The following is a 23,314-nucleotide window of genomic DNA, read 5'->3' as shown; positions in this document are numbered from 1 at the left end:
ACGTCGATCGCCTGCGTGTCCAGCAACGTCGAGTCGAAGTCGGCCGAGTCGTCGTTCGTCGAGTCGGGGGACGCAGCATCGGGAGACGATTCGTCGTCGCCCTGGCCCTCGTTCTCGTCCGCGTCGCTCTCGGGCTCGCCGTCGATCAGCTCGGCCTCCACGTACTCGGCCTCGCTGTACTCGGCCTCGCTCCTCACCTCGCTCATGCGTCACCTCCGAAGGACGACTCGTACTCCTCGAACCAGCGCTGCTGCTCCTCCGTGACGGGATGCGGCTCACTGTAGACGTGCTGGAACATGGATGCGACCGGCGGCGGCGTCAGCGCGAGCGTCCGCCTGCGGACATCGGCGGCGAGATCCGCCGCCTCCTCATCGGCACTGTCGAAGAACGCCTGCCCGACGCCCTGCTCCTCGAGGAACACCCGGAAGCGCCGGATCGGGTCGCGCTCGGCCCAGTAGGCGAGCTCGTCGTCCGAGCGGTACTTGGACGGGTCGTCGCTGGAGGTGTGCGCGCCCATCCGGTAGGTCAGGGCCTCGATCATGCTGGGACCTTCGCCGCTGCGCGCGTCGTCGAGATGCTTCGCCGTGACCGCATAGGCCGCCAGCACATCGTTGCCGTCGATCTGGACGCCCGGGATGCCGAAGCCGCTCGAACGCAGATAAAGAGGAGTGCGCGACTGCGTCGAGACCGGCACTGAGATGGCCCAGTGGTTGTTCTGCAGGAAGAACACCTGCGGCGTCTGGTAGCTGGCGGCGAAGACGTACGCCTCGTTGACGTCGCCCTGGCTGGTCGCGCCATCGCCGAAGTAGACGATCGTCGCCGCGTCCTGCGTGGGGTCGCCCGTCCCGACCTTGCCGTCGAGCTTCATGCCCATCGCATAGCCGGTCGCGTGCAGCGACTGCGATCCGATGACCAGCGTGTAGAGGTGGAAGTTGCCGATGGCGGGATCGGTCGGGTCCCACCCGCCGTGCGCGACACCGCGGAAGACACCCACGATGCCGACCGGGTCGACGCCGCGGATCAGACCGACGACGTGCTCCCGGTACGAGGGGAACAGGTGGTCCTGCGGCTTCGCCGCGCGAGCCGACCCGACCTGGGCGCCCTCCTGGCCGTGGCTCGGCACCCAGAGGCCGAGCTGCCCCTGGCGCTGCAGGTTCGCCGCCTCGTCGTCGAAACGACGGACGCGGACCATGTCGCGGTAGAAGGTGCGGTAGTCGTTCTCGTCGAGGTTCTCCAGGTACGGGAGGTACTCCGCCGACGTCTCGCTCGGCTGGAACCGGCCGTCAGCGGTGAGCAGCTGGACCGTGTTCGCCGGGCGCGGGATCTCGTTCGTCGCAACCACCGTTCTAACCTAACCGCTTGGCGGGGTGGCCATTTGGTAGGTTCTGCACAATATCCCCACTGACCTGCAGGAGTTTGTCCACAGATTCCTCCTCGCCGACACTGATGCGGATGCCCTCCGGCGGAAAAGCCCGCACGGTCAGCCCGGCGTCGAAGAATGCGTCGTTGGCGTCTGCCGTCTCCGCCCCCGTGGCCAGCCACACGAAGTTCCCCTGAGCCTCCGGGACGGCCCAGCCCTGCGCGAGCAGCGCATCCCGGAGCCGGTCCCGCCGCATGGCGACACGTGCCACACGCTCCAGCAACTCGTCCTCCGCGTCGATCGAGGCCAGTGCGGCAATGCGGGAGGCGTCCGTGACCGAGAGCGGGATGGCCGCCGAACGCGCTGCGTCGAGCACCGCCTGCGGACCGATGGCATAGCCGATGCGCAACCCGGCGAGCCCGTAGGCCTTGGAGAAGGTCCGCAGCACCACGAGGTTGGGGTAGCGCGAGAGGAGGGGGATGCCGTCCACCGCCGCGTCATCGGTGACGAACTCGAAGTACGCCTCGTCGAGCAGCACCAGGAGGTCGGAGGGCACGCGAGCCATGAAGGCCTCGAAGTCAGCCGCCGTGACGATCGTGCCCGTCGGGTTGTTCGGCGTGCACACGATCACGACGCGGGTGCGGTCCGTGATCGCCGCGGCCATCGCCTCCAGGTCGTGGCTTCCGTCCGGGAGGTTCGGGACCTGGACGCTCGTCGCCCCCGTCACGGTCACCAGCCCCGGGTAGGCCTCGAAGGAGCGCCAGGAGTACACGACCTCGTCGCCCGCTCCGGCCGCCGCCGAGATGAACTGCGAGAGCAGTGCGACCGAGCCGCTGCCCAGGTGCACCTGGCCGACGCCCACACCGTGCCGCTCGGCGAGGCGCTGCCGCAGGTCCCCTCCGCCCGCATCCGGGTAGCGGTTCAGCTGCCGCAGCGTCGCGGCCACCGCATCCACCACCGAGGGCAGGGGGGTGAAGGGATTCTCGTTGCTGGACAGCTTGAAGCCATCGACCGGCGCCGGTCGCCCCTGCTTGTAGGGCGGCACCGCGACGATTTCAGGGCGTAGTCTCACGCCGGGCAGGTCATCGGAACTCACAGACCCAACTTAGCCGCGCCCGCATACTTCCAGGGGAATTCCGCAAACCTGTGGATGGACGCCGCCTGGGGATCAAGCGCATCACGCGTAGGCGGCCGCACCCCTGTACCCCGGCCCCGCTCCCTGGAAGGATGAGGCCATGCGATTCCTGCTCAGGCTGATCATCAACGCCTTCGCCCTCTGGCTCACGACGCTGATCGTCAGCGGCGTGAGCGTCCGTCCCTACGCCTCGGGAACCACGGCCACGGTGCTCACGTTCCTGCTCATCGCCCTGATCTTCGGCATCGTGAACGCGGTCATCGGCACGATCATCCGAATCGTCGCCCTCCCGCTCTACATCCTGACGCTGGGGCTGATCTCGCTGATCGTCAACGCCTTCCTCCTTCTCATCGTGTCCTGGATCAGCGGAGCGATGGGGTTCGGACTGTACGTCGCAGGGTTCTGGTGGGGCGTGCTCGGTGCGCTCGTCCTCGGTATCATCGCCTGGCTGCTCGGGCTGCTCGTGCGTCCCACCCGGCGCACCTGAGGTCCGCGGCCCGCACGCGTGGGGTCCGCGGCCTGCAGTCGCGTGCGGGAGAATGGTGGGGTACCCGCCGCTCGACCTCGCGAGGAGCACCATGACCGCCCTGCCTCCCCAGCCGCTCAGTCCCCTCGACGGCCGCTACCGGCCCGTCGTGATCGGGCTCGGCGACCACTTGTCGGAGGCGGGGCTGAACCGGGCGCGCGTCCAGGTGGAGGTCGAGTGGCTCGTCTTCCTCACCGAGCACAGGATGTTCGGGTCCTCCCCGCTGTCCGCCGAGCAGACCGAAGCGCTGCGGGCTCTCGCGGACGACTTCGGCCAGCCCGAGATCGACCGGCTGGCGGAGCTCGAAGCGACCACCCGGCACGACGTGAAGGCGGTCGAGTACCTGGTCCGCGAGCGACTCCACGCGCTGGGCCTGGACCACATCGCGGAGCTGACCCATTTCGCCGCGACGAGCGAGGACATCAACAACCTCTCGTACGCACTTACGGTGAGTGCGGCGGTCCGCGAGTCGTGGCTGCCGAAGTTCCGCGCCGTCATCGCCGAGCTCCGCGTGCAGGCGAAGCAGTACCGCGGCGACGCGATGCTCGCACGCACGCACGGCCAGCCGGCGACACCGACCACCATGGGCAAGGAGCTCGCGGTCTTCGTGCACCGCCTGGAGCGGGTCCTCGCCCAGATCGAGGGCGGCGTCCACCTCGGGAAGTTCAGCGGCGCGACGGGCACCTTCGCCGCCCACCTGGTCGCCGACCCGGAGGCCGACTGGCCGCGCATCTCGCAGGAGTTCGTCGAGAGCCTCGGCCTCGACTGGAACCCGTTGACCACTCAGATCGAGCCGCACGACTGGCAAGCGGAGCTGTATTCGCGCATCTCGCACGCCAACCGCATCCTGCACAACCTGTGCACGGACATCTGGACCTACATCTCGCTCGGCTACTTCCGGCAGGTTCCCGAGCCGGGCGCCACCGGTTCGTCGACGATGCCGCACAAGGTCAACCCGATCCGATTCGAGAACGCGGAGGCCAACCTCGAGCTCTCCAGCGCCGTGCTCGACTCGCTCGCCGCGACCCTGGTCACCAGCCGCCTCCAGCGGGATCTGACCGACTCGACCACGCAGCGCAACATCGGCGTCGGACTCGGGCACTCCCTCCTGGCGCTCGACAACATCGAGCGCGGCCTCGGCCAGATCGCCATCGACCGGCAGGCACTCGCCGCGGACCTCGACGCCAACTGGGAGGTGCTGGCCGAGGCCATCCAGACCGTCATCCGCGCGGAGGTCACGGCCGGTCGCTCCAGCATCTCCGACCCGTACGCACTCCTCAAGGAGCTGACGCGCGGCAAGCGCGTGGACCACGCTGCCCTGACGGAGTTCGTCGACGGGCTGGAGATCGGGCAGGCGGCGAAGAACCGCCTGCTCGCGCTCACCCCGGCGAGGTACATCGGCCTGGCGTCCGAACTGGTCGACTACCTGTAACCGGCGGCCCGGGGGTCGGGCGCCCCGTCGCGGTCGGCCTCTCCAGCGACCCGTCGGGCATCGGCCCCGGCTCCGGGTTCAGGCCCCGGCTCCGGCTCCGGGTTCAGTGCCCCTGCGGCCGGTCGTCACCCTCGGCGCGTTGCCGGGCGGCTTTGGCGCGCGCCTCGGCATCCTGCTCGTGGATGTCCTCCACCTCGGCTTCGGTCGGCTTGAAGGCCAGCGCGAAGAGCGCGAGGAGCACGAGCGACACGATGAAGGTGATCCCGAGGGCCACTCCGGCGAGGACGAACTCGCGCGTCGCGACGAGCACGATCAGACCGACGAAGACGGCGAGGCCGGCGGAGATGCCGATCAGCTCGACCGGGAGGAACCGGTCGCGACGGCTGGGCTGGAGGTTCTGGGTCACTCGAGGGTCCTTCTTGTCGCCGGAGGTCATGATCCGGTCTCCGCTCCGTGCGACTGCGCCCGGGTGCGCGCGGCACCCCGCAACGTCGCCGCCCCGATCGCCTGGAAGACGCCGACGATGACGGCCCAGGCGCCGAACAGCCCGATCGCCAGCACGGCGTCGGCGGGCGAGAACAGCAGCGCCAGCGCGAGCACCGCCGTGATCGCCCCGGTGATGAGCCAGTCGCGGGCTGCCGCATCCCGGCGCCGCTCGCGGATGCCGTTGTAGAGCTCCAGGAAACCGGTGAGCGCGGCCCACACCGTCACCAGGTAGAGGAAGAGCCCGAGCCCGCCGCCGGTGAGGGCCAGCGCCAGCACGCCGGCGAGGAGGCCGATCCCGCCCTGGACCGCGAAGAGCGTGCGGGTCAGCCGGGGTCCGGCGAAGAGGGCACTGAGGATGCCCGTGGCCAGGCCGTCGACGATGGCGAAGAGACCGAAGACGATGAGTCCGAAGACGGGAGTGTGCGCATCCCGGGTGAACGTGATGACCGCCCCGGCGGCGAGTGCCACGATGGCGCGAACGGCGGGGACGAGCCAGTACCGGCTGTGCGCGTGGGCGTTCGGATGCGGGGCAGGGACGGCGGTAGCCACTCGGCGACCTCTTTCATCGGGGATTCGCCATCCAGTCTAGTCGCGGCCTTCTGCGCGTTCGCCGCATCCACCGGCCTCCGATCGACCGTCGCCGCGTCCCACCCTCGCCCCGTCAGGCGCGGGTGGGATGCGCCTCCGGCTCCCCCTCGCGAGCCCAGAAGATCACAGCGGCGACAGCTCCCACGGCGAGCAGAAACGCGCCGGTCGGGGTGACCCTGTCGGCGATGTCGTACTGCGCGAGCACGGCGGCAGCGACCCCGGCTAGCGCCCCCGTCACAGCGACCACGGCGAACGCGAACGAGATCGCGCGGACAGCGCCATCCATCACGATTCCGCGCACGACCAGGGCGACCGCCCCGAGGAGCCAGAGCGCCACCACAGGCACAGAGAGCAGCAGCCCCATGGGATCTCGCAGGAGCAGGCCCGGCGTCAGATAGACGGCCGACGCTGCCAGCACCAGCACGATGCCGAGTCCGGCGAAGGCGGCGAGGCGCGCCCCGTCCCTCCGGACACCGACGATCGACGGAAGCAGGGACGGCCACGTCACAGCGAGGGCGAACGCCACGAGAGCGAGTGCCGCGCTGGCCGCGCCCTGCAGCACCGGAAGGAGGATGCCGATCATGCTTGCCAGTGCACCACGTCCGGCGATCGGTCCGCGTCCTCCCGGAGGATTAGATCGGGGCCATGTCCGCGAAGCGGGAGTACATGCCCTGGAACGCCACCGTCACGGTTCGGGTGGGGCCGTTGCGGTGCTTGGCGACGATGAGGTCGGCCTCGCCCGCTCGCGGGTTGTCCTTCTCGTAGGCGGACTCGCGGTGAAGCAGGATGACGACGTCGGCGTCCTGCTCGATCGATCCGGACTCGCGGAGGTCGCTCAGGGCCGGGAGCTTGTCGGCGCGCTGCTCGGGGCCACGGTTCAGCTGGGACAGTGCGATGACCGGGACCTGGAGCTCCTTCGCCAGGAGCTTCAGGGCTCGGGAGAACTCGCTGACCTCCTGCTGGCGGCTCTCTACACGCTTGCCGCTCGTCATCAGCTGGAGGTAGTCGATGACGACCATCTTCAGCCCGACGCGCTGCTTCAGGCGGCGGCATTTGGCGCGGATCTCGACCAGCGTCATGTTCGGGCTGTCGTCGATATAAAGAGGAGCGTCGTTGATGCGGCCGCGCGTGGATGCGATGGTCGTCCAGTCGCGGTTGTCGACCGTTCCCTTGCGCATGTTCTGCAGGGGGACAGAGGATTCGGCGGACAGCAGGCGCATCGCGATCTCGCTTCGGCCCATCTCGAGGGAGAAGAAGATGGTGGCCATGTCGTGCTTGATGGCGGCAGCACGGGCGAAGTCGAGCGCGAGGGTCGACTTTCCGAGCGCCGGCCGGGCCGCCACGATGACCATCTGACCGGGATGCAGGCCGTTGGTCAGCTCGTCCAGTTCGGCGAAGCCGGTGGGGACTCCGGTCATGGAGCCGTCCTTGTGCTTCGCGGCCTCGATCTCGTCGATCGCGACGGTCACGGCCTCGGTGAGCGGGACGTAGTCCTCGACCTCCTGCGTGCCGGTGACCGAGTAGATCTCGGCCTGCGCGCTGTTGACGAGGTCGAGAACCTCGCCCTCGGCCTTGTAGCCCATCTGCGTGATCCGCGTGCCGGCTTCGACGAGGCGGCGGAGGAGGGCCTTCTCGGCGACGATGTTGGCGTAGTAGCCGGCGTTGGCGGCGGTGGGGACGAGGCTGGTCAGGGTGTGCAGGTACTCGGCTCCGCCGGCCCGAGAGAGTTCGCCGATCTTGGTCAGCTCGTCGGTGACGGTGATCACGTCGGTGGGCTCACCGTGCGAGTACAGCGACAGGATGGCGTCGTAGACGATCTCGTGCTTCGGGATGTAGAAGTCGGTCCCACGGACGACTTCGACGACGTCGGCCACCGCATCCTTGCTGAGCAGCATGCCGCCCAGGGCGCTCTGCTCCGCCAGGAGATCATGCGGAGGCGTCCGCTCCGGGGAACGGGCCTCGCCCGGGTCACGACCGTCGGCCAGACCGATATGGGCGATCGACACGTTCTCTCCTCACTTCACGCTCCGGGCATGACGGAACAGCCGTGGGACACCTTCCCGCGTTCATCACGCGGAAAGCCCCCCGGTTCGATTGTCGGGACGACCTCCGACATCGCCGCTCATCCGCGGCTGCCGTCCATCAACGTCCGTCCACCATATGAACCCCTGTCCACTCTCACAACTCAGCCTGTGGATAAAACTGGGGATAATCTGCGCGAAACGCCGTAGAGCGTGTGTAGAAGGTGTGTGGAAGCCTGTGGACAAGAAAGAAGTTTCTGCAGACATGTCGGCTCTGACCAGGTGTTTTACTTTCCCCACCCTGTGGGTAAAAACTTCCTTGAAGTCGGTGTTCAACCTTGGCTCGCGGCGTCGCGGACCTGTGTACAGAACGGGGGAAAAGTCGCTTAACGAGGTGTAGCGGCGGGCCTTCGCCCACCGCTACACTCCGTTGTGCGTGCGCCTACTTGGCGGCGACCACCTGGAGGCTGATGACGGCCGAGAGGTCGTCGTGCAGACGCACGGTCGCCTCGTGGTCGCCGACGACCTTGATCGGGTTGGGAAGCTCGATCTTCCGCTTGTCCAGCTCGCCGATGCCGGCCGCCTTGACGGCGTCCGCGACATCACCGGTCTTGACCGAACCGAACAGACGGCCCTCGCGGCCCGCCTTGACGGTCAGCTTGACCTTGGTCGCCTCGAGCTTCGCCTTGAGGTCCTGAGCCTGCTCGACGGTGTGCAGCTCGCGGGCGACGCGGGCCGCCTTGATCTGCTCGACCTGCTTCTCGCCACCGCGGGTCCACGCGATCGCGAAGCCCTTCGGGACGAGGAAGTTGCGGGCGTAGCCGTTCTTGACGTCGACGACGTCACCGGCCGAGCCGAGGCCGGTGACCTCGTGCGTGAGAATAACCTTCGACATGTCGCTTCTCCTTAGCGGCCGGAGCCGGCGTAGGGGAGCAGTGCCATCTCGCGCGCGTTCTTGACCGCGCGGGCGATGAGGCGCTGCTCCTGGACGGAGACACCGGTGATCCGGCGGGCGCGGATCTTTCCACGCTCCGAGATGAACTTGCGCAGGGTGGCGACATCCTTGTAATCGATGACGCCGACGCGAATGGACTTCGCCGGGGCGGCGTTCTTGCCGTCCTTGCCCTTGCGGATCGGCTTGCGGCGGTCGCCGCTCGACTTTCCAGCCATGATTTCCTTTGCTTTCCGCCCGTCCGGTGCTGCCCGGCGGGCTGATGAGTGTGAGGGGCCCTTTAGAAGGGGGTCTCGTCGTTGTAGGAGCCGGGGGTGTTCCACACGTCGGCGCCCGCGGACGGGTCTGCCGGTGCGGAGGCCGCCCACGGCTCGTCGACGGCGGGTGCGCCGCCGCCGAAGCCGCCGGGACCACGTCCCGAGGACTGGGCACGCGTGACCTGTGCGGTGGCGTAGCGCAGCGAGGGCCCGATCTCGTCGATCTCGAGCTCGATGCTGGTGCGCTTCTCGCCTTCCTTCGTCTCGTAGGAGCGCTGCTTCAGGCGACCCTGCGCGATGACGCGCGAGCCCTTGGTCAGCGATCCGGCGACGTGCTCCGCGAACTCGCGCCAGACACTGGCGCGGAGGAACAGAGCCTCGCCGTCCTTCCACTCGTTCGCCTGACGGTCGAACGTGCGGGGAGTGGACGCGATCGTGAAGTTGGCAACCGCGAGCCCGTTCTGCGTGTAGCGCAGCTCGGGGTCAGCCGTGAGGTTGCCCACCACGGTGATGATGGTCTCGCCGGCCATCGGACTAGGCGCCGACCTTCTCGGCGGCGGTGGCGGCCTTGCGGGCAGCCTTCTCGTCAGCGCGCTGCTGAGCGGCGGCGACCTGAGCGATCGCCTCCTCGGCGCGGAGCACCTTGGTGCGCATGACAGCCTCGCTGAGCTTCAGCTGGCGGTCGAGCTCCTTCGTGGTGTCACCAGTCGCGGTGAGCTGCACGACGGCGTAGATGCCTTCGGTCTTCTTGTTGATCTCGTAAGCCAAGCGACGACGTCCCCAGATGTCGACGTTGTCGATCGTTCCGCCGTCGTTCCGGACGACATTGAGGAACTTGTCAAGGCTCGGAGCCACGGTGCGCTCATCGATCTCTGGATCGAGGATGACCATCAACTCGTACTGATGCATGACTAACCCACCTCCTCTGGTCTCAGCGGCTGCAGACGTTCTGCAGCAGGAGGGTTGTTTCACATCGGTTGCATGGGCAGGGCTCCGCCCGGGCAACTTACCTAGGGTAACGGATGTGGATGCGGGGCGCCAGCCGGCGGTGATCTCGGTCATGAACCCACTGTCGCCGAGCGCACGCGTCCGTCAGCCGCCGGACGACGAATCCGTGGAGAACCCCGGCCCATCCGCCCCTGTGGACGGAATCACGCGAATAAGCGAGACGACGACGGTCAGCGATCCGCCCACCAGGCGAGCAGCCGCCGCGCGGCCTCCTCCTCGCCGAGCGGACCCTCATCGAGACGCAGCTCCAGCAGGAACCGCATCGCCTGACCGACCTCGCGCCCCGGGCGGAGGCCCAGGATGCCCATGACCTGCTCTCCGTTCAGGTCCGGCCGCACGGCATCCAGCTCTTCCTGCTCCTGCAGTTCGCGGATGCGCGCCTCGAGGTCGTCGTACGCGAAACTGAGACGGTCGGCCTTGCGGCGGTTCCGGGTCGTCACATCGGCGCGGGTGAGGATGTGCAGCCGGTCGAGCTCGGGCCCGGCGTCGCGGACGTACCGGCGGACGGCGGAGTCGGTCCAGTGTCCATCGGTGTAGCCGAAGAACCGCAGGTGGAGCTCGATCAAGCGGGCAACGGCATCGATCGTCGCCTTGTCGAACCGCAGGGCGGTCAGCCGTTTCTTCGCGAGCTTCGCGCCGACGATGTCGTGGTGGTGGAAGCTGACCGCGCCACCGGGCTCGAAGCGGCGGGTCGCCGGCTTGCCGATGTCGTGCAGGAGGGCCGCCAGCCGCAGGGTGAGGTCGGGCGCTTCGCCGGGGTGGCGCTCCTTCTCGTAGCCGATCGCCTGCTCCAGCACCGTGAGACTGTGCTGGTACACGTCCTTGTGGTGGTGATGCTCGTCCGCCTCCAGCCGCAGGGCCGGGATCTCGGGGAGTACGTGGTCGGCCAGGCCGGTCTCGACCAGGAGCTCGAGTCCCGCTCGCGGTTCGTCGGCGAGAAGGAGCTTGCTCAGCTCATCCCGGACCCGCTCCGCGCTGACGATCTCGATCCGGTCGGCCATCGCGGTCATCGCGTCGCGTGTCTCGGCGTCGACCGTGAACCCCAGCTGCGCGGTGAAACGTGCTGCCCGCATCATGCGGAGGGGATCGTCGCCGAACGAGATCTGCGGAGTGCTCGGCGTGGTGATGGTACCGGCGATCAGATCCTCGACGCCGCCGGACGGATCGACGAGGCGGACCTCCGGAAGGCGGAGAGCGAGCGCGTTGACGGTGAAGTCGCGGCGCAGCAGGTCGCCCTCGAGGCTGTTCCCGAACTCCACCTCCGGCTTGCGCGTGGTGCCGTCGTAGCTGTCGCTACGATACGTCGTGATCTCGACGGTGTCGTCGCCGAAGCGCGCGCCGATGGTGCCGTACTGCCGGCCAACGTCCCAGACCGCGTCGGCGACGGGCGCGACGATGCGGAGGATGTCGTCCGGCCGGGCGTCCGTCGTCAGGTCGAGATCGTGGACGACCCGGCCGAGCAGCGCATCCCGGACCGGGCCGCCGACGAGCGCGAGCTCGAAGCCGGCGGTCTGGAACGCGTCGGCGAGCCGGGCGACCGAAGGCGTGCGTGCGAGGTCGCCGAGGCGTTCGAGGGATTCGGCGACGCTCTGCATGGTGCCCCAGTTTAACGGCACCGCTCGCCGGCCTCTCAGGGGGTGGCCTCTACAATCGAGGTCATGGAGGCCGAGCAGGGATCGCGCGTCGACGCATGAGCGCAGCCTCCCCCACCCTCGGCAGGGGTGCGCGGCTCCACGCCCGCCTGCGGCGCGCAGCGGCCTCCGCCGTCGTGGCGGCCGTCACCGCCGGTCTGGCGATCGCAGGCGCGGTCGCGCCCGCCGCCGCTGCGACGCCCACCCCGACGCCGACTGCTTCCGCCCCGGCTCCGCACGGATCCCATCCCACGGCGGCCATCACGGCGGACGCGGGAGGAGTCCTCGAGCCCGGGAAGGATCTGGGCGTCTCGATCACCGTATCCAATCCGACCGCGACGGCCTATGCATCCGGGACGGTGACCCTCTGGCTGGATCCCTCCCCGCGCAGTGATCGGAAGGCCCTCGCCGGCTGGTTGACCTCCACGGACAAGGTCTCCGATGCCATCACCCTCGGCCAGGCGCAGCTCAACAGGCTCGAGCCGGGGTCCAGCACGATCGTGCGGGTCGCCGTTCCCGCAGCCTCGATCCCGTTCGCAGCCCGCGCGGACTCCGGGGTGTTCGGCATCGGCGCGTCGGTCCATGCCGGTGCGGCCGACGCGGAGGCCAGGGGATCGGTCGTCTGGTACCCCGGCGGCGCACCGAAGCAGGCAGGCGTCGGCGTCGTGCTCCCGATCGTCACCCCGTCCGGCTCGGACGGACTGATCGCCGCCAACGATCTGGCCACCTACACGGCGCCGAACGGCATCCTGACCCGGGAACTGGATGGTCTGGCCGGCCACACTACCGTGACGCTGGGGATCGACCCGATGATCATCGCGTCCATCCGCATCCTCGGCAACGCAGCACCCGCCACGGCGGTGGAGTGGCTGAACCGCCTCGCCGACCTCCCCAACCCGAGCTTCCCCCTCGGCTACGCGGACGCGGATGTCGCCGGGCAGATCCAGGCAGGGCTTCCCGCGCCGCTCGCACCGACCTCCCTCGGCTACGCGATCGACCCCAAGAACTTCACCCCGGCGCCGACACCCGTGGGCGAGCCGCCGACCGGCACTCCCGCTCCCACCCCCGGAGCGGTGACCTCGACGCCCTCCCCGACCCCGACCGCCGGACCGGTGCTGCCGACGATCCAGAGCCTGCTCGCCTGGAATTACACGCTCAGCGGGATCGGCTGGGCGGGCGACAAGACGCTGCGCCACGCGGATCTCGCACCGCTCGCCACCGCCGGCCTCACCACCACCATCGTCTCCGGAAGCAACACCAACGCTGCCACGCTCGAGACGACGCCGAACGCGGCGATCGTCTCCGGCCAGGACCACCTCCTCGCCTCCGACCAGGCGATCAGCGAAGCCCTGCGGCAGGCGGTGTCGGCCCCGAGCGACACGGCCTGGAACGCCGCCATGTCGAAGGTGAACGCTCAGCTGGAACTCATCGCCCAGGAGCCGGGCGAGAGCCGGCGGCTGCTCGTGGCGCTGGATCGGTCCTGGCCGTCCAGTGGGACGCAGCTGGAGCGAACGCTCAACACCCTGCTCTCCTCGCCGTGGGCATCGCCCGCGACCTTCGCGACGGTCCGCGGTGGGACTCCCACGTCGGGCTTCGACCTCGTCGACGCACCGGAGACGAGCGACCGCGTCGCGAACATCCGCGCTCTCGTCCAGGACGAGGGGTCGATCGGGCAGTTCGCCACTGTCCTCGACGACCCGACCCGGCTCACGGGACGGACGCGGGCGAGCCTCCTGTCACTGCTCGCCGTCTCGTGGCTGAACCCGCGGGCGGACTGGAACGCCGCCGTCGTGAAGGAGCGGCGTGCGACGGATGCCACCCTCCACTCCATCCACATCCTGCCCACCGAGAACGTGAACCTCGTCAGCGCGCAAGGCTCCATCCCGTTCACCGTGAGCAACGAGCTGCCCGACGACGCGGCGACCGTCGTGCTGTCCGCCGCGCCCTCCAACAGCCGTCTCGAGGTCGACCAGTCGACCACCAAGCGCATCCTGCAGGACTCCCGGTCGGCCGTGCTGATCCCGGTCAAGGCCAAGGTCGGCAACGGTCAGGTCGTCCTGTCGCTCCACCTCTACAGCCCGACCGGCGTCCCGATCGGGGACCCGACATCGGTGACCGTGGATGTGCACGCCGACTGGGAGGGCATCGGCGCGCTGGTGTTCGGCATCCTCCTGGTGCTGCTGTTCGGGTTCGGGATCGTGCGCAACATCCTGCGGCGCAGGTCGAAGGCGGCAGAGGACGACGACGACGCGTTCGGCGACGGGACCGAGGAGGGCGGGACCGAGGAGGGCGGGCCCGAGGAGGACCGGACCGAGGAGGACCGGACCGGCCCGGTCGGGTCGGGCGAGCCATCGGAGCGTCCGGGTGGCTAGCGTCGGCCGCGCGAGCGCGATGCTCGCCTCCGGCACGCTGGTGTCGCGGCTCCTCGGCTTCGCCAAGGCGTGGCTGCTGGTCCAGGCCATCGGCGCGATCAGCTTCGCGGCCAACGCGTACGGCACGGCGACGCTCGTGCCCAACAGCATCTACGCGATCATCGCGCAGGGCATCCTGAATGCCATCCTGGTGCCTCAGATCGTGCGGGCTTCGGTCAACGCCGATGGCGGCCGGGCCTACATCAACAAGCTGGTCACGCTCGGCATCGTGGTCTTCGCTGCTGTCGCCCTTGTGGCGACCTTCCTCTCCCCGCTGCTCGTGGCGCTCTACGGTCTGCGCCGCGAGCAGGCTCAGCTGGCGACGGCGTTCGCCTACTGGTCGCTTCCGCAGATCTTCTTCCTCGGCCTCTACACACTGCTCGGCGAGGTCCTCAACGCCCGCAAGTCGTTCGGGCCGTTCACCTGGGCGCCCGTCGTCAACAACATCGTCGCCATCGTGCTGCTCGGCGCCTTCATCCTGGCCTTCGGCGCGTACTCGTCGAGTAACCACCACAGCCAGTGGTCGTTCGGGATGATCGCACTGCTCGCCGGGGGAGCGACCCTCGGCATCGCGGTGCAGGCGCTCATCCTTTTCGTCTTCTGGCGGCGAGTGGGGCTGCGGTTCCGCTTCGACTTCGGCTGGCGCGGGGTCGACCTGGGGACGGCGGGCAAGGCGGCCGGATGGACCTTCGGGATGCTCATCGCGACCCAGCTCGCCGGACTCATCGAGACCAACGTCGCCAACTCCGCCGGCCAGGATTTCGCGGGTCCGTTCGTCATGGCGAACGCCTGGCTGATCTTCATGCTTCCGCACGGCATCATCGCGGTCTCCATCGTGACGGCGTTCTACACGCGCATGGCGGAACACGCGCACCGGGGATCGGTGACCGAGTTCCGGCAGGACTTCTCGTCGGCCGCGCGCTCCATCATGTTCTTCATCGTGTTCTCGTCGGCCGCCCTGATCGTCGTTGCCTATCCGGTGGCGCGCGTCTTCACCTCCGACTACCAGGCCATGGGCCTGGTCCTGGTCGCGTACCTGGTGGGCCTGGTTCCCTTCTCGCTGGTCTTCATGGCGCAGCGCGCGTTCTACTCCCTCGGCGACACCCGCACGCCCTTCCTCTTCACGCTCGCGCAGGTCGCCGTCATCGTGGTCGGCGTACTGGTCTGCTTCGCCGTCCCTCCGGCCACTCGTGCGGCAGCGGTCGCCCTCGTCGTCTCGCTCGCGAGCGTGGTGCAGGCGGTCCTCGCGTTCGCCCTCTTGCGCCGCCGCACCGGGGGAGTGGATGGAGGCCGCATCCTCGGTTCGCTGTGGCGTTTCGTCCTGGCCGGGCTGGCCGCCATGGCAGCCGGCGCGGGCTTCCTGGTCATCCTGGGCGGCGTCGAGGCCGGTGCGTTCCCGGTGAGCGGTCCTCTCGCCGCGATCGCTGCGACCGCGGTGATCGGCGTGGTCATGCTCGTCGTGTACGTCGGGTTCCTCGCCATCCTGCGCTCGCCCGACCTCGAGAGCGGTCTCGCGCCCGTCCTGAACCGTCTGGAAGGCCGCTCGCGCGCGCCCAGGTGACACGGAATAGCATCCGCTTAGGATGTGTTCTACAGGTCGATGCCTCCGGTCAGGGGTGTCAGAACAGGTCAAGGAGTTCCTCCGTGCGGCAGATCATCATCATCGGTTCCGGCCCAGCCGGTTACACCGCGGCCATCTACGCGGCCCGTGCCAACCTGAAGCCGCTCCTGATCGCCTCGTCCGTCGAGGCCGGCGGCGAGCTCATGAACACCACAGAGGTCGAGAACTTCCCGGGCTTCCCCGAGGCCGTCATGGGACCGGACCTGATGTTCAAGATGCAGGCGCAGGCCGAGCGGTTCGGAACCGAGATCGTGCTCGACGACGTCGTCTCGATCGACCTGACCGGCGAGATCAAGAAGGTCACGCTCGGCTCGGGTGCCACCCACGAGGCGCTCGCCGTGATCTTCGCGACCGGTTCCGCCTACCGCAAGCTCGGCCTGGAGGACGAGGAGCGCCTGTCCGGTCACGGTGTCTCCTGGTGCGCCACCTGCGACGGGTTCTTCTTCCGTCAGCGCACGATCGCGGTCATCGGCGGCGGCGACTCGGCGATGGAGGAGGCGAACTTCCTCACCCGCTTCGCGGACAAGGTGTACGTCATCCACCGTCGCGACTCGCTCCGGGCATCCAAGATCATGCAGGACCGCGCGTTCGCCAACGACAAGATCGAGTTCATCTGGAACTCGGAGGTCGTCGGAATCGGCGGCGACGAGCAGGTGCAGAACGTCACGCTCCGCAACCTCGTCACCGGCGAGGAGAGCGAGCTGCAGCTGCAGGGCCTGTTCATCGCGATCGGCAACGACCCGCGCGTCCACCTGGTGCACGGTCAGCTCGACCTCACGGCGGAGGGGACCATCGCCGTCGAGGGACGTAGCTCGAAGACCAACCTGCCCGGTGTCTTCGCCGCCGGCGACGTCGTCGACCCCACCTACCGCCAGGCGGTCACCGCCGCGGCGTCCGGAACGGTCGCCGCGCTCGACGCGGAGCACTACCTGGCATCGCTTCCCCAGAACCTACTCGACGCTGCAGCGGATGGCGCGTCGGGTGATCTCGAACTCACGACCACCGCATAAGGAGATACAGATAATGTCAGCAGCACGTTCGGTCACGGACGCCAGCTTCGAGCAGGACGTCCTCAACAGCGAGAAGACCATTCTGGTGGACTTCTGGGCCGAGTGGTGCGGTCCGTGTCGCGCCGTCGGACCGATCCTCGACCAGATCGCCGCAGAGCACTCGGAGAAGATCGAGATCGTCAAGCTCAACGTGGACGAGAACCCGCAGACCGCTGCGAAGTACCAGATCACCTCCATCCCCGCGATGAAGGTGTACCAGGGCGGCGAGGTCGTCAAGACCGTCATCGGCGCGAAGCCGAAGCCTGCCCTCGAAGCCGACCTGGCCGCCTACCTGGCGTAGCGCGACCCGTCCTCTTCAGACCCGTCCGGCGCTCACCCGCCGGGCGGGTCTTTTCGTACCCCGGACGCCGCAGCGATTTTCGCCGCGGCGCTCCACCCGCATAGCATGGCTGAACGGCAGAGAAACGGAACTCACACGTGATCGAACAGGGCACTCCGCAGCAGCGGGGCAACAATCTGGACCCGTGGTATCACCACTACGCACAGCGCACCAGCGGCCTGGCCGCCAGTGAGGTCCGAGCTCTGTTCGCCGTGGCCAGCCGCCCCGAGGTGGTCTCGCTGGCCGGCGGGATGCCGTTCGTCTCCGCCCTCCCGCAAGATCTCGTCGTCGGCGCGATGGATCGGGTCATGCGCGAACGCGGTGCCGTCGCGCTCCAGTACGGGTCCGGCCAGGGCGTGCCGGTGCTCCGTGAGCAGATCCTCGAGGTGATGGCGCTCGAGGGCATCAGCGGGAGCGCCGACGACGTCGTCGTCACGACGGGTTCGCAGCACGCGCTCGAACTGTTCAGCAAGCTGTTCATCGACCCGGGGGATGTCGTGCTCGCCGAAGGGCCGAGCTACGTCACGGCGATGGTCATCTTCAAGTCGTACCAGGCCGAGGTCGACCACGTCCCGATGGATGCGCACGGTCTCATCCCCGAGGCACTGCGCGAGCACATCGCCCGGCTCAAGGCAGCCGGGCGACGGGTGAAGTTCCTCTACACCGTCCCCACGTTCCACAACCCGGCGGGCGTCACCCTCACCTGGGAGCGGCGGCTCGAGATCCTCGAGATCGCGCGGCAGAACGACATCCTCGTGCTCGAGGACAACCCCTACGGACTCCTGTACTTCCAGGAGAAGCCGCCGGCAGCGATGCGCTCGGTGGAGAAGGACGGCGTCGTGTACCTCGGCACCTTCTCCAAGACGCTGGCGCCCGGCTTCCGCGCCGGCTGGGCGCTGGCGCCGCATGCCATCCGCGAGAAGCTCATCCTCGCCAACGAGGCGGCCGTCCTGAGCCCGAGCTCCTTCAGCCAGCTGGTGATCTCCGAGTACTTGCAGGATGCCGACTGGCGAGCGCAGATCGATACGTTCCGCGGGGTCTATCGGGAGCGCAAGGAGGCGATGATCTCCGCTCTGAACGAGCACCTGCCCGAGCTGAGCTGGACCGACCCGAACGGCGGGTTCTACGTGTGGCTCACCCTTCCGCCGCACCTCGACTCGAAGGCGATGCTGCCACGCGCCGTCACCGAGTTGGTCGCCTACACACCGGGAACGGCCTTCTACGCGGACGGTTCGGGCGCGCAGAACATCCGTCTGTCGTTCTGCTACCCGACGCCGGAGGACATCAAGGTCGGCATCCGCCGGCTCGCCACCGTCATCGGCGGAGAACAGGACCTGCTCGACACGTTCGCCGGCACGGGACCGCTCTCGGCGTCGGGAGTACGGAACCGGACCAGCGCCAACCCGCCCACCGACCTCCGCTAGAACGAGAAAGACCTGATCATGGTTGAAAACAAGGCACTCGACATCGTCGTTCTCGCCGGGGGCATCTCACACGAGAGGGATGTGTCGCTGCGCACGGGCCGCAGGGTCGCCGACGGTCTGAACGGTCTCGGCCATCGGGTCGTGTTCCGCGACCCGGACGCGTCCCTGCTCGCGTTCCTCGAGGAGACGCGTCCGGACGTGGTCTGGCCCGCACTCCATGGTGCGAGCGGCGAGGACGGCGCGCTGCGCGGCCTGCTGGAGATCACCGGCGTGCCCTTCGTCGGCTCCCGCGCCGACGCATCGCGGCTCGCCTGGTCGAAGCCCACCGCCAAGACGATCGTGGAGCGCGCCTGCGTCTCCACTCCGCAGTCCATGACCCTGCCGCAGGAGACGTTCCGTGAGCTCGGTGCGGGGAGCGTGCTGGCGACGGTGCTCAGCGGTCTCGAGCTGCCCGTGGTGGTCAAGCCCGCTCACGGCGGATCGGCCCAGGGGGTCACCATCGTGACGACCGCCGAGGAGCTGCCGCGCGCCATGGTCGATGCGTACACCTACTCGGATGTGGCCCTGATCGAGCGCAAGGTGGACGGGGTGGAGGTGTCCGTGGCCGTCATCGACACCGGCGACGGCCCGGAGGCCCTTCCGGCCGTGGAGATCGAGCCGGTCGACGGCGCCTACACGTTCGACGCGCGCTACAACGCGGGGGAGACACGGTTCTACGTGCCCGCCCGACTGGACGAACACGTGATGGCGGCCGTCGCCGAGGCGGCCAGGTCGGCCCATATCGCGCTGGGCCTGCGGCATCTCTCGCGGATCGACCTCATCGTCGACGCGGGCGGACAGCCCTGGTTCCTGGAGGCGAACGTACTCCCCGGCCTCACCGAGACGTCGATCATGCCGCAGGCGATCACCGCATCCGGCCGGGAGCACGGCGAGGTGTATGCGGCTTTGGCGATCGCCGCGATGGCTGACGCCTGACCGGTCGTCTCGTCCACGGCGCGAGCCCTCCATCGCGCCGATCACGCGGTCAGGAGTAGCTGGGCTGCCCGATTTCGTCGAGGATGCGGTTGAGGTCCTGGATGGTGGCGAAATCCACCACGATCTGGCCTTTTCTCGCTCCGAGCGAGATCTTGACCCGCGTGTTGAGGCGGTCTCCGAGCTGTCCGGCGATCTCGTCGAGATGACCGCGATGGCGTCCGGCTGTCGCCTTCGTGCGTGCCGGCTTCGGCGTCTTGCTCGCCGCCGCCTCGGCGGCGCGAACCGAGAGGTCCTCGTTGACGATCTTGTCGGCCAGGCGGATCATCGCCTCCTGATCGTCGCCCAGGGAGAGGATCGCCCGAGCGTGGCCGGCGCTCAGGACGCCGGCCGCAACGCGCGACTGAACCGCGGCGGGCAGCTTGAGCAGGCGGATGGTGTTGGTGATCTGGGGACGGGACCGCCCGATCCGGCCCGCCAGCTCCTCCTGCGTGATCCCGAAGTCCGCCAGCAGCTGCTGGTACGCGGACGCCTCCTCCAGCGGGTTCAGCTGACTGCGATGCAGGTTCTCGAGCAGGGCATCCCGCAGCATGTCCTCGTCTGCGGTGTCTTTGATGACCGCTGGGATGCTGTCGAGACCGAGCTCCTTGGTGGCACGGAGACGCCGCTCGCCCATGATGAGCTCGTACTGACCCGGCTCGTCGGGAAGCGGACGGACCACGACCGGCTGCAGGACACCGACCTCACGGATGCTGGCGATCAGCTCGTCGAGGGCGTCACGGTCGAACTCGACGCGCGGCTGCACGCGGTTGGGAACGATGTCCGCAGGGGAGAGGTTCGCCAGGCGCGCGCCCGGAACGGCGATGAGGTCCGGCTCACGCTCGGCGAGAGCGAGAGCGCCGCCGAGGGCGCTGGCACTGTTGTCCGGGAAGAACACGTCGACCGGTCGTGTCGCCTGGTCGCTCGTGGGGATGAGGGCGCCGATGCCTCGGCCCAGTCCAGTGCGCTTCGCTGCCATTAGCGGGGTGCTCCTCTTCGTGCGATCTCTGCGGCCGCCTCCATGTACGAGAGGGAGCCGCTGGAGTTGGTGTCGTAGCTGATGACGCTCTGCCCGTAACTCGGCGCTTCTGAGATGCGGACCGAGCGGGGGATGATCGTCTCCAGCACCTCGGCCGGGAAGTGCTCGCGCACATCGGCGGCCACCTGGTGCGCCAGGTTGGTGCGGGAGTCGTACATCGTCAGAAGGATGGTCGACACCCGCAGCTTGGGGTTGAGGTGCCGCTCGATGAGCTGGATGTTCTTGAGCAGCTGGCTCAGACCTTCGAGCGCGTAGTACTCGCACTGGATGGGGATGAGCACCTCACTCGCTGCGACGAAGGCGTTGATCGTCAGTAGACCCAGGGAGGGCGGGCAGTCGATGAGCACATAGTCCATGTCGTACTCGTCGAGGAAGCGATTGAGCGCGCGGGACAGCCGCTGTTCGCGCGCCACCATGGATACGAGTTCGATCTCTGCTCCGGCGAGGTCGATCGTCGCCGGGATAACGAAGAGTCCCTCGAATTCCGGGCTCTTCTGGATCACCTCGTCGAGTTCGCGGTCGTTCACGATGACGTCGTAGACGCTCGGGGTTCCTTCGCGGTGCTCCACACTCAATGCCGTGGACGCGTTGCCCTGAGGGTCGAGGTCGATCACGAGTACTCGAGCGCCCGACTTCGCCAGCGCAGCGCTGAGGTTGACGACCGTCGTGGTCTTGCCGACCCCGCCCTTCTGGTTGGAGATCGTGAAGATGCGCGTCCGGGAGGGGAGCGGCAGCGTCGTCGCGGCGATCACCTGACGTCGACGCGCGAGTTCTTGGATCTCTTCAGCGAGGGGAGTCCCCCCATCGAATGCCGCCTCCGACGTCTCGGACTCCATCACCGTGTCGATCTCACCTACTCCGCCGTGCTCGTCCTGGTGGGGTTGTTTCACGTGAAACCTCGTCGCTCGATGGTGCGTCGCACCGGCTTTCCGTCGGTCGTTGGCACACCCTCAGCGCACCCGTTCACCAACTCTAACTCGGATATCCGACGCTTCCCGCGCGGCACGCGTCTCTGTGGATAGCCCGCTTCGCTCACACCTACGGATGGCGGGTCTTGCGGACGAGCCGAACTCGACGTCGTGGTGAGATACCTCTACGCGTGGTGCGTTTCTGGTCGGAGGCGTTGGTCTGTTTGGGCGGGACCGCAATTGATTTCAGGGAGGCCATGTCTCGAGGGTTTCACGTGAAACCTCGTTGTCCGTTCGGGCCGACGAGAGTTCAGACAGTACTCGCCGGGCGGGTGGTCGAGGTCGGATCGCGAACAGTCGGCTGGGGGAGTTCCCGCGTGTATTGCGGCGGGCTGCGAGCGCCTGGTGGCGTGACGGGATCAGGCGGGGTTCGTCCGCAACGGGGATTTCGTGAGACGAGAGCACCTGGAGGTGTCCGGTGACCTGCCGGCGCTGGACTCGCACGACCTCGTGACTCGACCGACGCCTGGAAGCACTCGGGTGGCCTGCAGCTGCGAGCTGGACCACCGGAGCGAAGGTCCCGGCACGGGCGGGTTCGGGGGACTGCGTTGCATACGTCGACCGCCGTGGACGCAGGTGCGTTTCGAAGCTGACCCATTCGAACATTCAGGTGATTTCTGTGACCGCTGGCGCCGGCGCTTCCAACGGGAAGTGCGAAAGCCCATCATGCAAAGTCATCCGTTGACGCGAGTGCTTCTCGACGTCTTGGGGAGAGCACCGCGCCTGCAAGCCACACTCGCGGTGCCGTCAGTAGATCCTAGGAGGTCGCTGTCGCGAACCGACGTCATTCAGGTCTGGGAGCGGGTGGACATCATCGACCTTCACGTTCAAGGTCGATAGCTCACGCCGGACGGGACTGCGATCGCGGACACATTCATCGAATGAGCCGATGATGCTCCGCCTTTCGTGCCCAGCGGGCATCGTGGCTCGGGAAGTGCCTCGGTGCGTTTCGCGCGAAGAGACCCCTCCCGCCCTCGCCGGGGTTTCACGTGAAACACCTCCCGCATTCCAACCGGCCGACTAGCTCGTCCCTGATCTGCGCTCGAGATCAGAGACACCCCACGGCTATGCGACGACGGCTTGGCCGGGTGCACGTGTGCTTGCCGCGTAGGGGTTGATGCGTCAGGGCCAGCCGGAGCTGGGCTAGGCGAATTACCCGCTCATAGTGCGTCCGGCGCTATCCGCTCGCCTGCACCCCGTCCGAGTGGGATTCTTCCACGCAGTCAGCCCAGTGGAAGGAGTCCTAGAGCCGCCCTTGTCCGCGGACGGATTGTCCAGAATCCAGTGCCGGGGGCGTGGTTTCACGTGAAACCTACGCTGGTGTGGGTCTGCCGACGGCTTCAGTCCCCGCTTAGGTGGCCGGGAGCAGTCCTCGACGCCGAGCGCCGAGACAGCCCGGCGTCGAAGTTGCCCTAGCTCCAGCACGTCGTGGGCAACCTCATCGCGGCCACCCAGCGATTGCGAGCCTGCACGTGGCGACATTCGAGATGGACGCGTTTCACGTGAAACGACGGTCTTCTTCGAGCGGACCGACCTGCTTGATGGGGAGAACCGGGGATCAGGGTCGACTCACCACCTCGTTGCCGGACACGGCACGGCCAGCGCTGGCGGCGGCCAGCGGCAGCGACGGCCAGCAGCGGCGGCGACCAACGCTGTCGACGGCCAGCGGCAGCGGCGACCAACGCTGTCGACGGCCAGCGGCAGCGGCGACCAACGGCTGCAGCGACCAGCCGCGGCGGGTCAAGTCCCGGGACGTGGTGTAGTCGTTGTTGATCCTTCTGGGTGTTGTTAGGCGCTGAGTTCGAGGATCGTGTCGGTGTTCACCTCGGTTCCTGTGCCGGTGACGAGGGTGAGGCGTGACTTGGTGAGGATGTCGAGGCCGAGGTAGCGGCGTCCTTCGGCCCATTCGTCGGTCTGTTCGGCGAGGACGGCGCCGACGAGGCGGATGATCGCGTCGCGGTTGGGGAAGATGCCGACGGAGTCGGTGCGGCGGCGGATCTCCCGGTTGAGACGTTCGTTGGGGTTGTTGGACCAGATCTGTTGCCAGAGCCCGTC

The 23,314-nt window shown here is 68.0% G+C and carries 22 protein-coding genes; 8 read left to right on the top strand and 14 right to left on the bottom strand.

Annotated features, from left to right (window positions below; genetic code table 11):
* Nucleotides 1-202: 202 nt before the first annotated feature.
* Entirely contained in the window at nucleotides 203-1,342 is a 1,140-nt protein-coding gene (gene pdhA / locus BM287_RS11275) for a pyruvate dehydrogenase (acetyl-transferring) E1 component subunit alpha (protein ID WP_090039551.1), read from the bottom strand.
* Nucleotides 1,343-1,346: 4 nt separating this feature from the next.
* Complete coding sequence (locus BM287_RS11270) at nucleotides 1,347-2,456, bottom strand: pyridoxal phosphate-dependent aminotransferase (RefSeq protein WP_280140945.1); 1,110 nt, start codon at nucleotides 2,454-2,456, stop codon at nucleotides 1,347-1,349.
* Between the two features lie 139 nt (nucleotides 2,457-2,595).
* On the opposite strand from BM287_RS11270, the gene BM287_RS11265 reads away from it, so the two are divergent.
* Entirely contained in the window at nucleotides 2,596-2,982 is a 387-nt protein-coding gene (locus BM287_RS11265; protein ID WP_090039548.1) for a phage holin family protein, read from the top strand.
* A gap of 91 nt (nucleotides 2,983-3,073) precedes the next feature.
* Nucleotides 3,074-4,453, top strand: a complete 1,380-nt coding sequence (gene purB, locus BM287_RS11260) for an adenylosuccinate lyase (RefSeq protein WP_090039757.1) — start codon at nucleotides 3,074-3,076, stop codon at nucleotides 4,451-4,453.
* A 103-nt stretch (nucleotides 4,454-4,556) separates the two neighbouring features.
* On the opposite strand, the gene BM287_RS11255 is transcribed toward purB, so the two are convergent.
* From BM287_RS11255 to BM287_RS11215, 9 genes are all read right to left on the bottom strand, one after another.
* The gene (locus BM287_RS11255) at nucleotides 4,557-4,889 is read right to left on the bottom strand and encodes a hypothetical protein (RefSeq protein WP_170857525.1); all 333 of its coding nucleotides are present in this window, start codon (nucleotides 4,887-4,889) and stop codon (nucleotides 4,557-4,559) included.
* A complete protein-coding gene (locus BM287_RS11250) occupies nucleotides 4,886-5,488 on the bottom strand; it encodes a DUF308 domain-containing protein (protein ID WP_090039543.1) in 603 nt (200 codons plus the stop codon). Before BM287_RS11250 ends, BM287_RS11255 begins: the two co-directional genes overlap by 4 nt.
* A 112-nt stretch (nucleotides 5,489-5,600) precedes the next feature.
* A complete protein-coding gene (locus BM287_RS11245; RefSeq protein ID WP_090039541.1) occupies nucleotides 5,601-6,110 on the bottom strand; it encodes a hypothetical protein in 510 nt (169 codons plus the stop codon).
* A gap of 49 nt (nucleotides 6,111-6,159) precedes the next feature.
* Nucleotides 6,160-7,533, bottom strand: coding sequence for a replicative DNA helicase (gene dnaB / locus BM287_RS11240; protein WP_090039538.1), 1,374 nt, complete (start codon nucleotides 7,531-7,533; stop codon nucleotides 6,160-6,162).
* A 457-nt stretch (nucleotides 7,534-7,990) separates the two neighbouring features.
* Nucleotides 7,991-8,443, bottom strand: a complete 453-nt coding sequence (gene rplI / locus BM287_RS11235; RefSeq protein WP_090039536.1) for a 50S ribosomal protein L9 — start codon at nucleotides 8,441-8,443, stop codon at nucleotides 7,991-7,993.
* An 11-nt stretch (nucleotides 8,444-8,454) separates the two neighbouring features.
* Nucleotides 8,455-8,718 carry a 30S ribosomal protein S18 gene (gene rpsR, locus BM287_RS11230; RefSeq protein WP_055897232.1) on the bottom strand — a complete coding sequence of 88 codons (264 nt, stop codon included), beginning with the start codon at nucleotides 8,716-8,718 and terminating at the stop codon, nucleotides 8,455-8,457.
* A 62-nt stretch (nucleotides 8,719-8,780) separates the two neighbouring features.
* Complete coding sequence (locus tag BM287_RS11225) at nucleotides 8,781-9,287, bottom strand: single-stranded DNA-binding protein (protein ID WP_090039533.1); 507 nt, start codon at nucleotides 9,285-9,287, stop codon at nucleotides 8,781-8,783.
* Between the two features lie 4 nt (nucleotides 9,288-9,291).
* Nucleotides 9,292-9,666 carry a 30S ribosomal protein S6 gene (gene rpsF, locus BM287_RS11220; protein WP_090039531.1) on the bottom strand — a complete coding sequence of 125 codons (375 nt, stop codon included), beginning with the start codon at nucleotides 9,664-9,666 and terminating at the stop codon, nucleotides 9,292-9,294.
* 269 nt (nucleotides 9,667-9,935) lie between these two features.
* Nucleotides 9,936-11,360 (bottom strand): CCA tRNA nucleotidyltransferase, encoded by a 1,425-nt coding sequence (locus BM287_RS11215; protein WP_090039528.1) that lies wholly within the window; start codon nucleotides 11,358-11,360, stop codon nucleotides 9,936-9,938.
* Nucleotides 11,361-11,455: 95 nt separating this feature from the next.
* Here BM287_RS11215 and BM287_RS11210 point away from each other — a divergent pair, with 95 nt between their 5' ends.
* From BM287_RS11210 to BM287_RS11185, 6 genes are all read left to right on the top strand, one after another.
* The gene (locus tag BM287_RS11210) at nucleotides 11,456-13,768 is read left to right on the top strand and encodes a DUF6049 family protein (protein WP_244528167.1); all 2,313 of its coding nucleotides are present in this window, start codon (nucleotides 11,456-11,458) and stop codon (nucleotides 13,766-13,768) included.
* Nucleotides 13,761-15,368, top strand: a complete 1,608-nt coding sequence (murJ, locus tag BM287_RS11205) for a murein biosynthesis integral membrane protein MurJ (protein WP_090039526.1) — start codon at nucleotides 13,761-13,763, stop codon at nucleotides 15,366-15,368. The genes BM287_RS11210 and murJ overlap by 8 nt, the downstream gene beginning before the upstream one ends.
* Before the next feature lie 83 nt (nucleotides 15,369-15,451).
* Nucleotides 15,452-16,438, top strand: a complete 987-nt coding sequence (gene trxB / locus BM287_RS11200) for a thioredoxin-disulfide reductase (protein WP_090039523.1) — start codon at nucleotides 15,452-15,454, stop codon at nucleotides 16,436-16,438.
* A 13-nt stretch (nucleotides 16,439-16,451) separates the two neighbouring features.
* Nucleotides 16,452-16,778, top strand: a complete 327-nt coding sequence (gene trxA / locus BM287_RS11195) for a thioredoxin (protein ID WP_090039520.1) — start codon at nucleotides 16,452-16,454, stop codon at nucleotides 16,776-16,778.
* Nucleotides 16,779-16,915: 137 nt separating this feature from the next.
* On the top strand, nucleotides 16,916-18,241 hold the full coding sequence (locus tag BM287_RS11190; RefSeq protein WP_090039518.1) for an aminotransferase-like domain-containing protein: 1,326 nt from the start codon (nucleotides 16,916-16,918) through the stop codon (nucleotides 18,239-18,241).
* 18 nt (nucleotides 18,242-18,259) lie between these two features.
* Nucleotides 18,260-19,216, top strand: a complete 957-nt coding sequence (locus tag BM287_RS11185) for a D-alanine--D-alanine ligase family protein (RefSeq protein ID WP_090039516.1) — start codon at nucleotides 18,260-18,262, stop codon at nucleotides 19,214-19,216.
* 49 nt (nucleotides 19,217-19,265) lie between these two features.
* Here the strand turns inward: BM287_RS11185 and BM287_RS11180 are convergent, their stop codons facing one another.
* From BM287_RS11180 to BM287_RS11170, 3 genes are all read right to left on the bottom strand, one after another.
* The gene (locus BM287_RS11180) at nucleotides 19,266-20,231 is read right to left on the bottom strand and encodes a ParB/RepB/Spo0J family partition protein (RefSeq protein WP_090039513.1); all 966 of its coding nucleotides are present in this window, start codon (nucleotides 20,229-20,231) and stop codon (nucleotides 19,266-19,268) included.
* Nucleotides 20,231-21,127, bottom strand: a complete 897-nt coding sequence (locus tag BM287_RS11175; RefSeq protein ID WP_090039510.1) for a ParA family protein — start codon at nucleotides 21,125-21,127, stop codon at nucleotides 20,231-20,233. Before BM287_RS11175 ends, BM287_RS11180 begins: the two co-directional genes overlap by 1 nt.
* 1,920 nt (nucleotides 21,128-23,047) lie before the next feature.
* A partial coding sequence (locus tag BM287_RS11170) for a transposase (RefSeq protein WP_170857524.1) occupies nucleotides 23,048-23,314 on the bottom strand: 267 nt, incomplete at its 5' end.

It is taken from the genome of Leifsonia sp. CL147 (assembly GCF_900114565.1).
In the GTDB taxonomy this organism is placed as follows: Bacteria; Actinomycetota; Actinomycetes; order Actinomycetales; family Microbacteriaceae; genus Leifsonia.
This window is presented reverse-complemented; position numbering and strand designations above follow the sequence as displayed.

Excerpts from the sequence above, each read along its gene's own strand:
- BM287_RS11245 (WP_090039541.1), bottom strand. The coding sequence starts at position 6,110 with ATGATCGGCATCCTCCTTCCGGTGCTGCAGGGCGCGGCCAGCGCGGCA.
- purB (WP_090039757.1), top strand. The coding sequence starts at position 3,074 with ATGACCGCCCTGCCTCCCCAGCCGCTCAGTCCCCTCGACGGCCGCTAC.
- BM287_RS11185 (WP_090039516.1), top strand. The coding sequence starts at position 18,260 with ATGGTTGAAAACAAGGCACTCGACATCGTCGTTCTCGCCGGGGGCATC.
- BM287_RS11255 (WP_170857525.1), bottom strand. The coding sequence starts at position 4,889 with ATGACCTCCGGCGACAAGAAGGACCCTCGAGTGACCCAGAACCTCCAG.
- rplI (WP_090039536.1), bottom strand. The coding sequence starts at position 8,443 with ATGTCGAAGGTTATTCTCACGCACGAGGTCACCGGCCTCGGCTCGGCC.
- BM287_RS11225 (WP_090039533.1), bottom strand. The coding sequence starts at position 9,287 with ATGGCCGGCGAGACCATCATCACCGTGGTGGGCAACCTCACGGCTGAC.
- BM287_RS11210 (WP_244528167.1), top strand. The coding sequence starts at position 11,456 with ATGAGCGCAGCCTCCCCCACCCTCGGCAGGGGTGCGCGGCTCCACGCC.
- BM287_RS11215 (WP_090039528.1), bottom strand. The coding sequence starts at position 11,360 with ATGCAGAGCGTCGCCGAATCCCTCGAACGCCTCGGCGACCTCGCACGC.
- BM287_RS11175 (WP_090039510.1), bottom strand. The coding sequence starts at position 21,127 with ATGGAGTCCGAGACGTCGGAGGCGGCATTCGATGGGGGGACTCCCCTC.
- rpsR (WP_055897232.1), bottom strand. The coding sequence starts at position 8,718 with ATGGCTGGAAAGTCGAGCGGCGACCGCCGCAAGCCGATCCGCAAGGGC.
- BM287_RS11265 (WP_090039548.1), top strand. The coding sequence starts at position 2,596 with ATGCGATTCCTGCTCAGGCTGATCATCAACGCCTTCGCCCTCTGGCTC.
- BM287_RS11180 (WP_090039513.1), bottom strand. The coding sequence starts at position 20,231 with ATGGCAGCGAAGCGCACTGGACTGGGCCGAGGCATCGGCGCCCTCATC.
- rpsF (WP_090039531.1), bottom strand. The coding sequence starts at position 9,666 with ATGCATCAGTACGAGTTGATGGTCATCCTCGATCCAGAGATCGATGAG.
- trxA (WP_090039520.1), top strand. The coding sequence starts at position 16,452 with ATGTCAGCAGCACGTTCGGTCACGGACGCCAGCTTCGAGCAGGACGTC.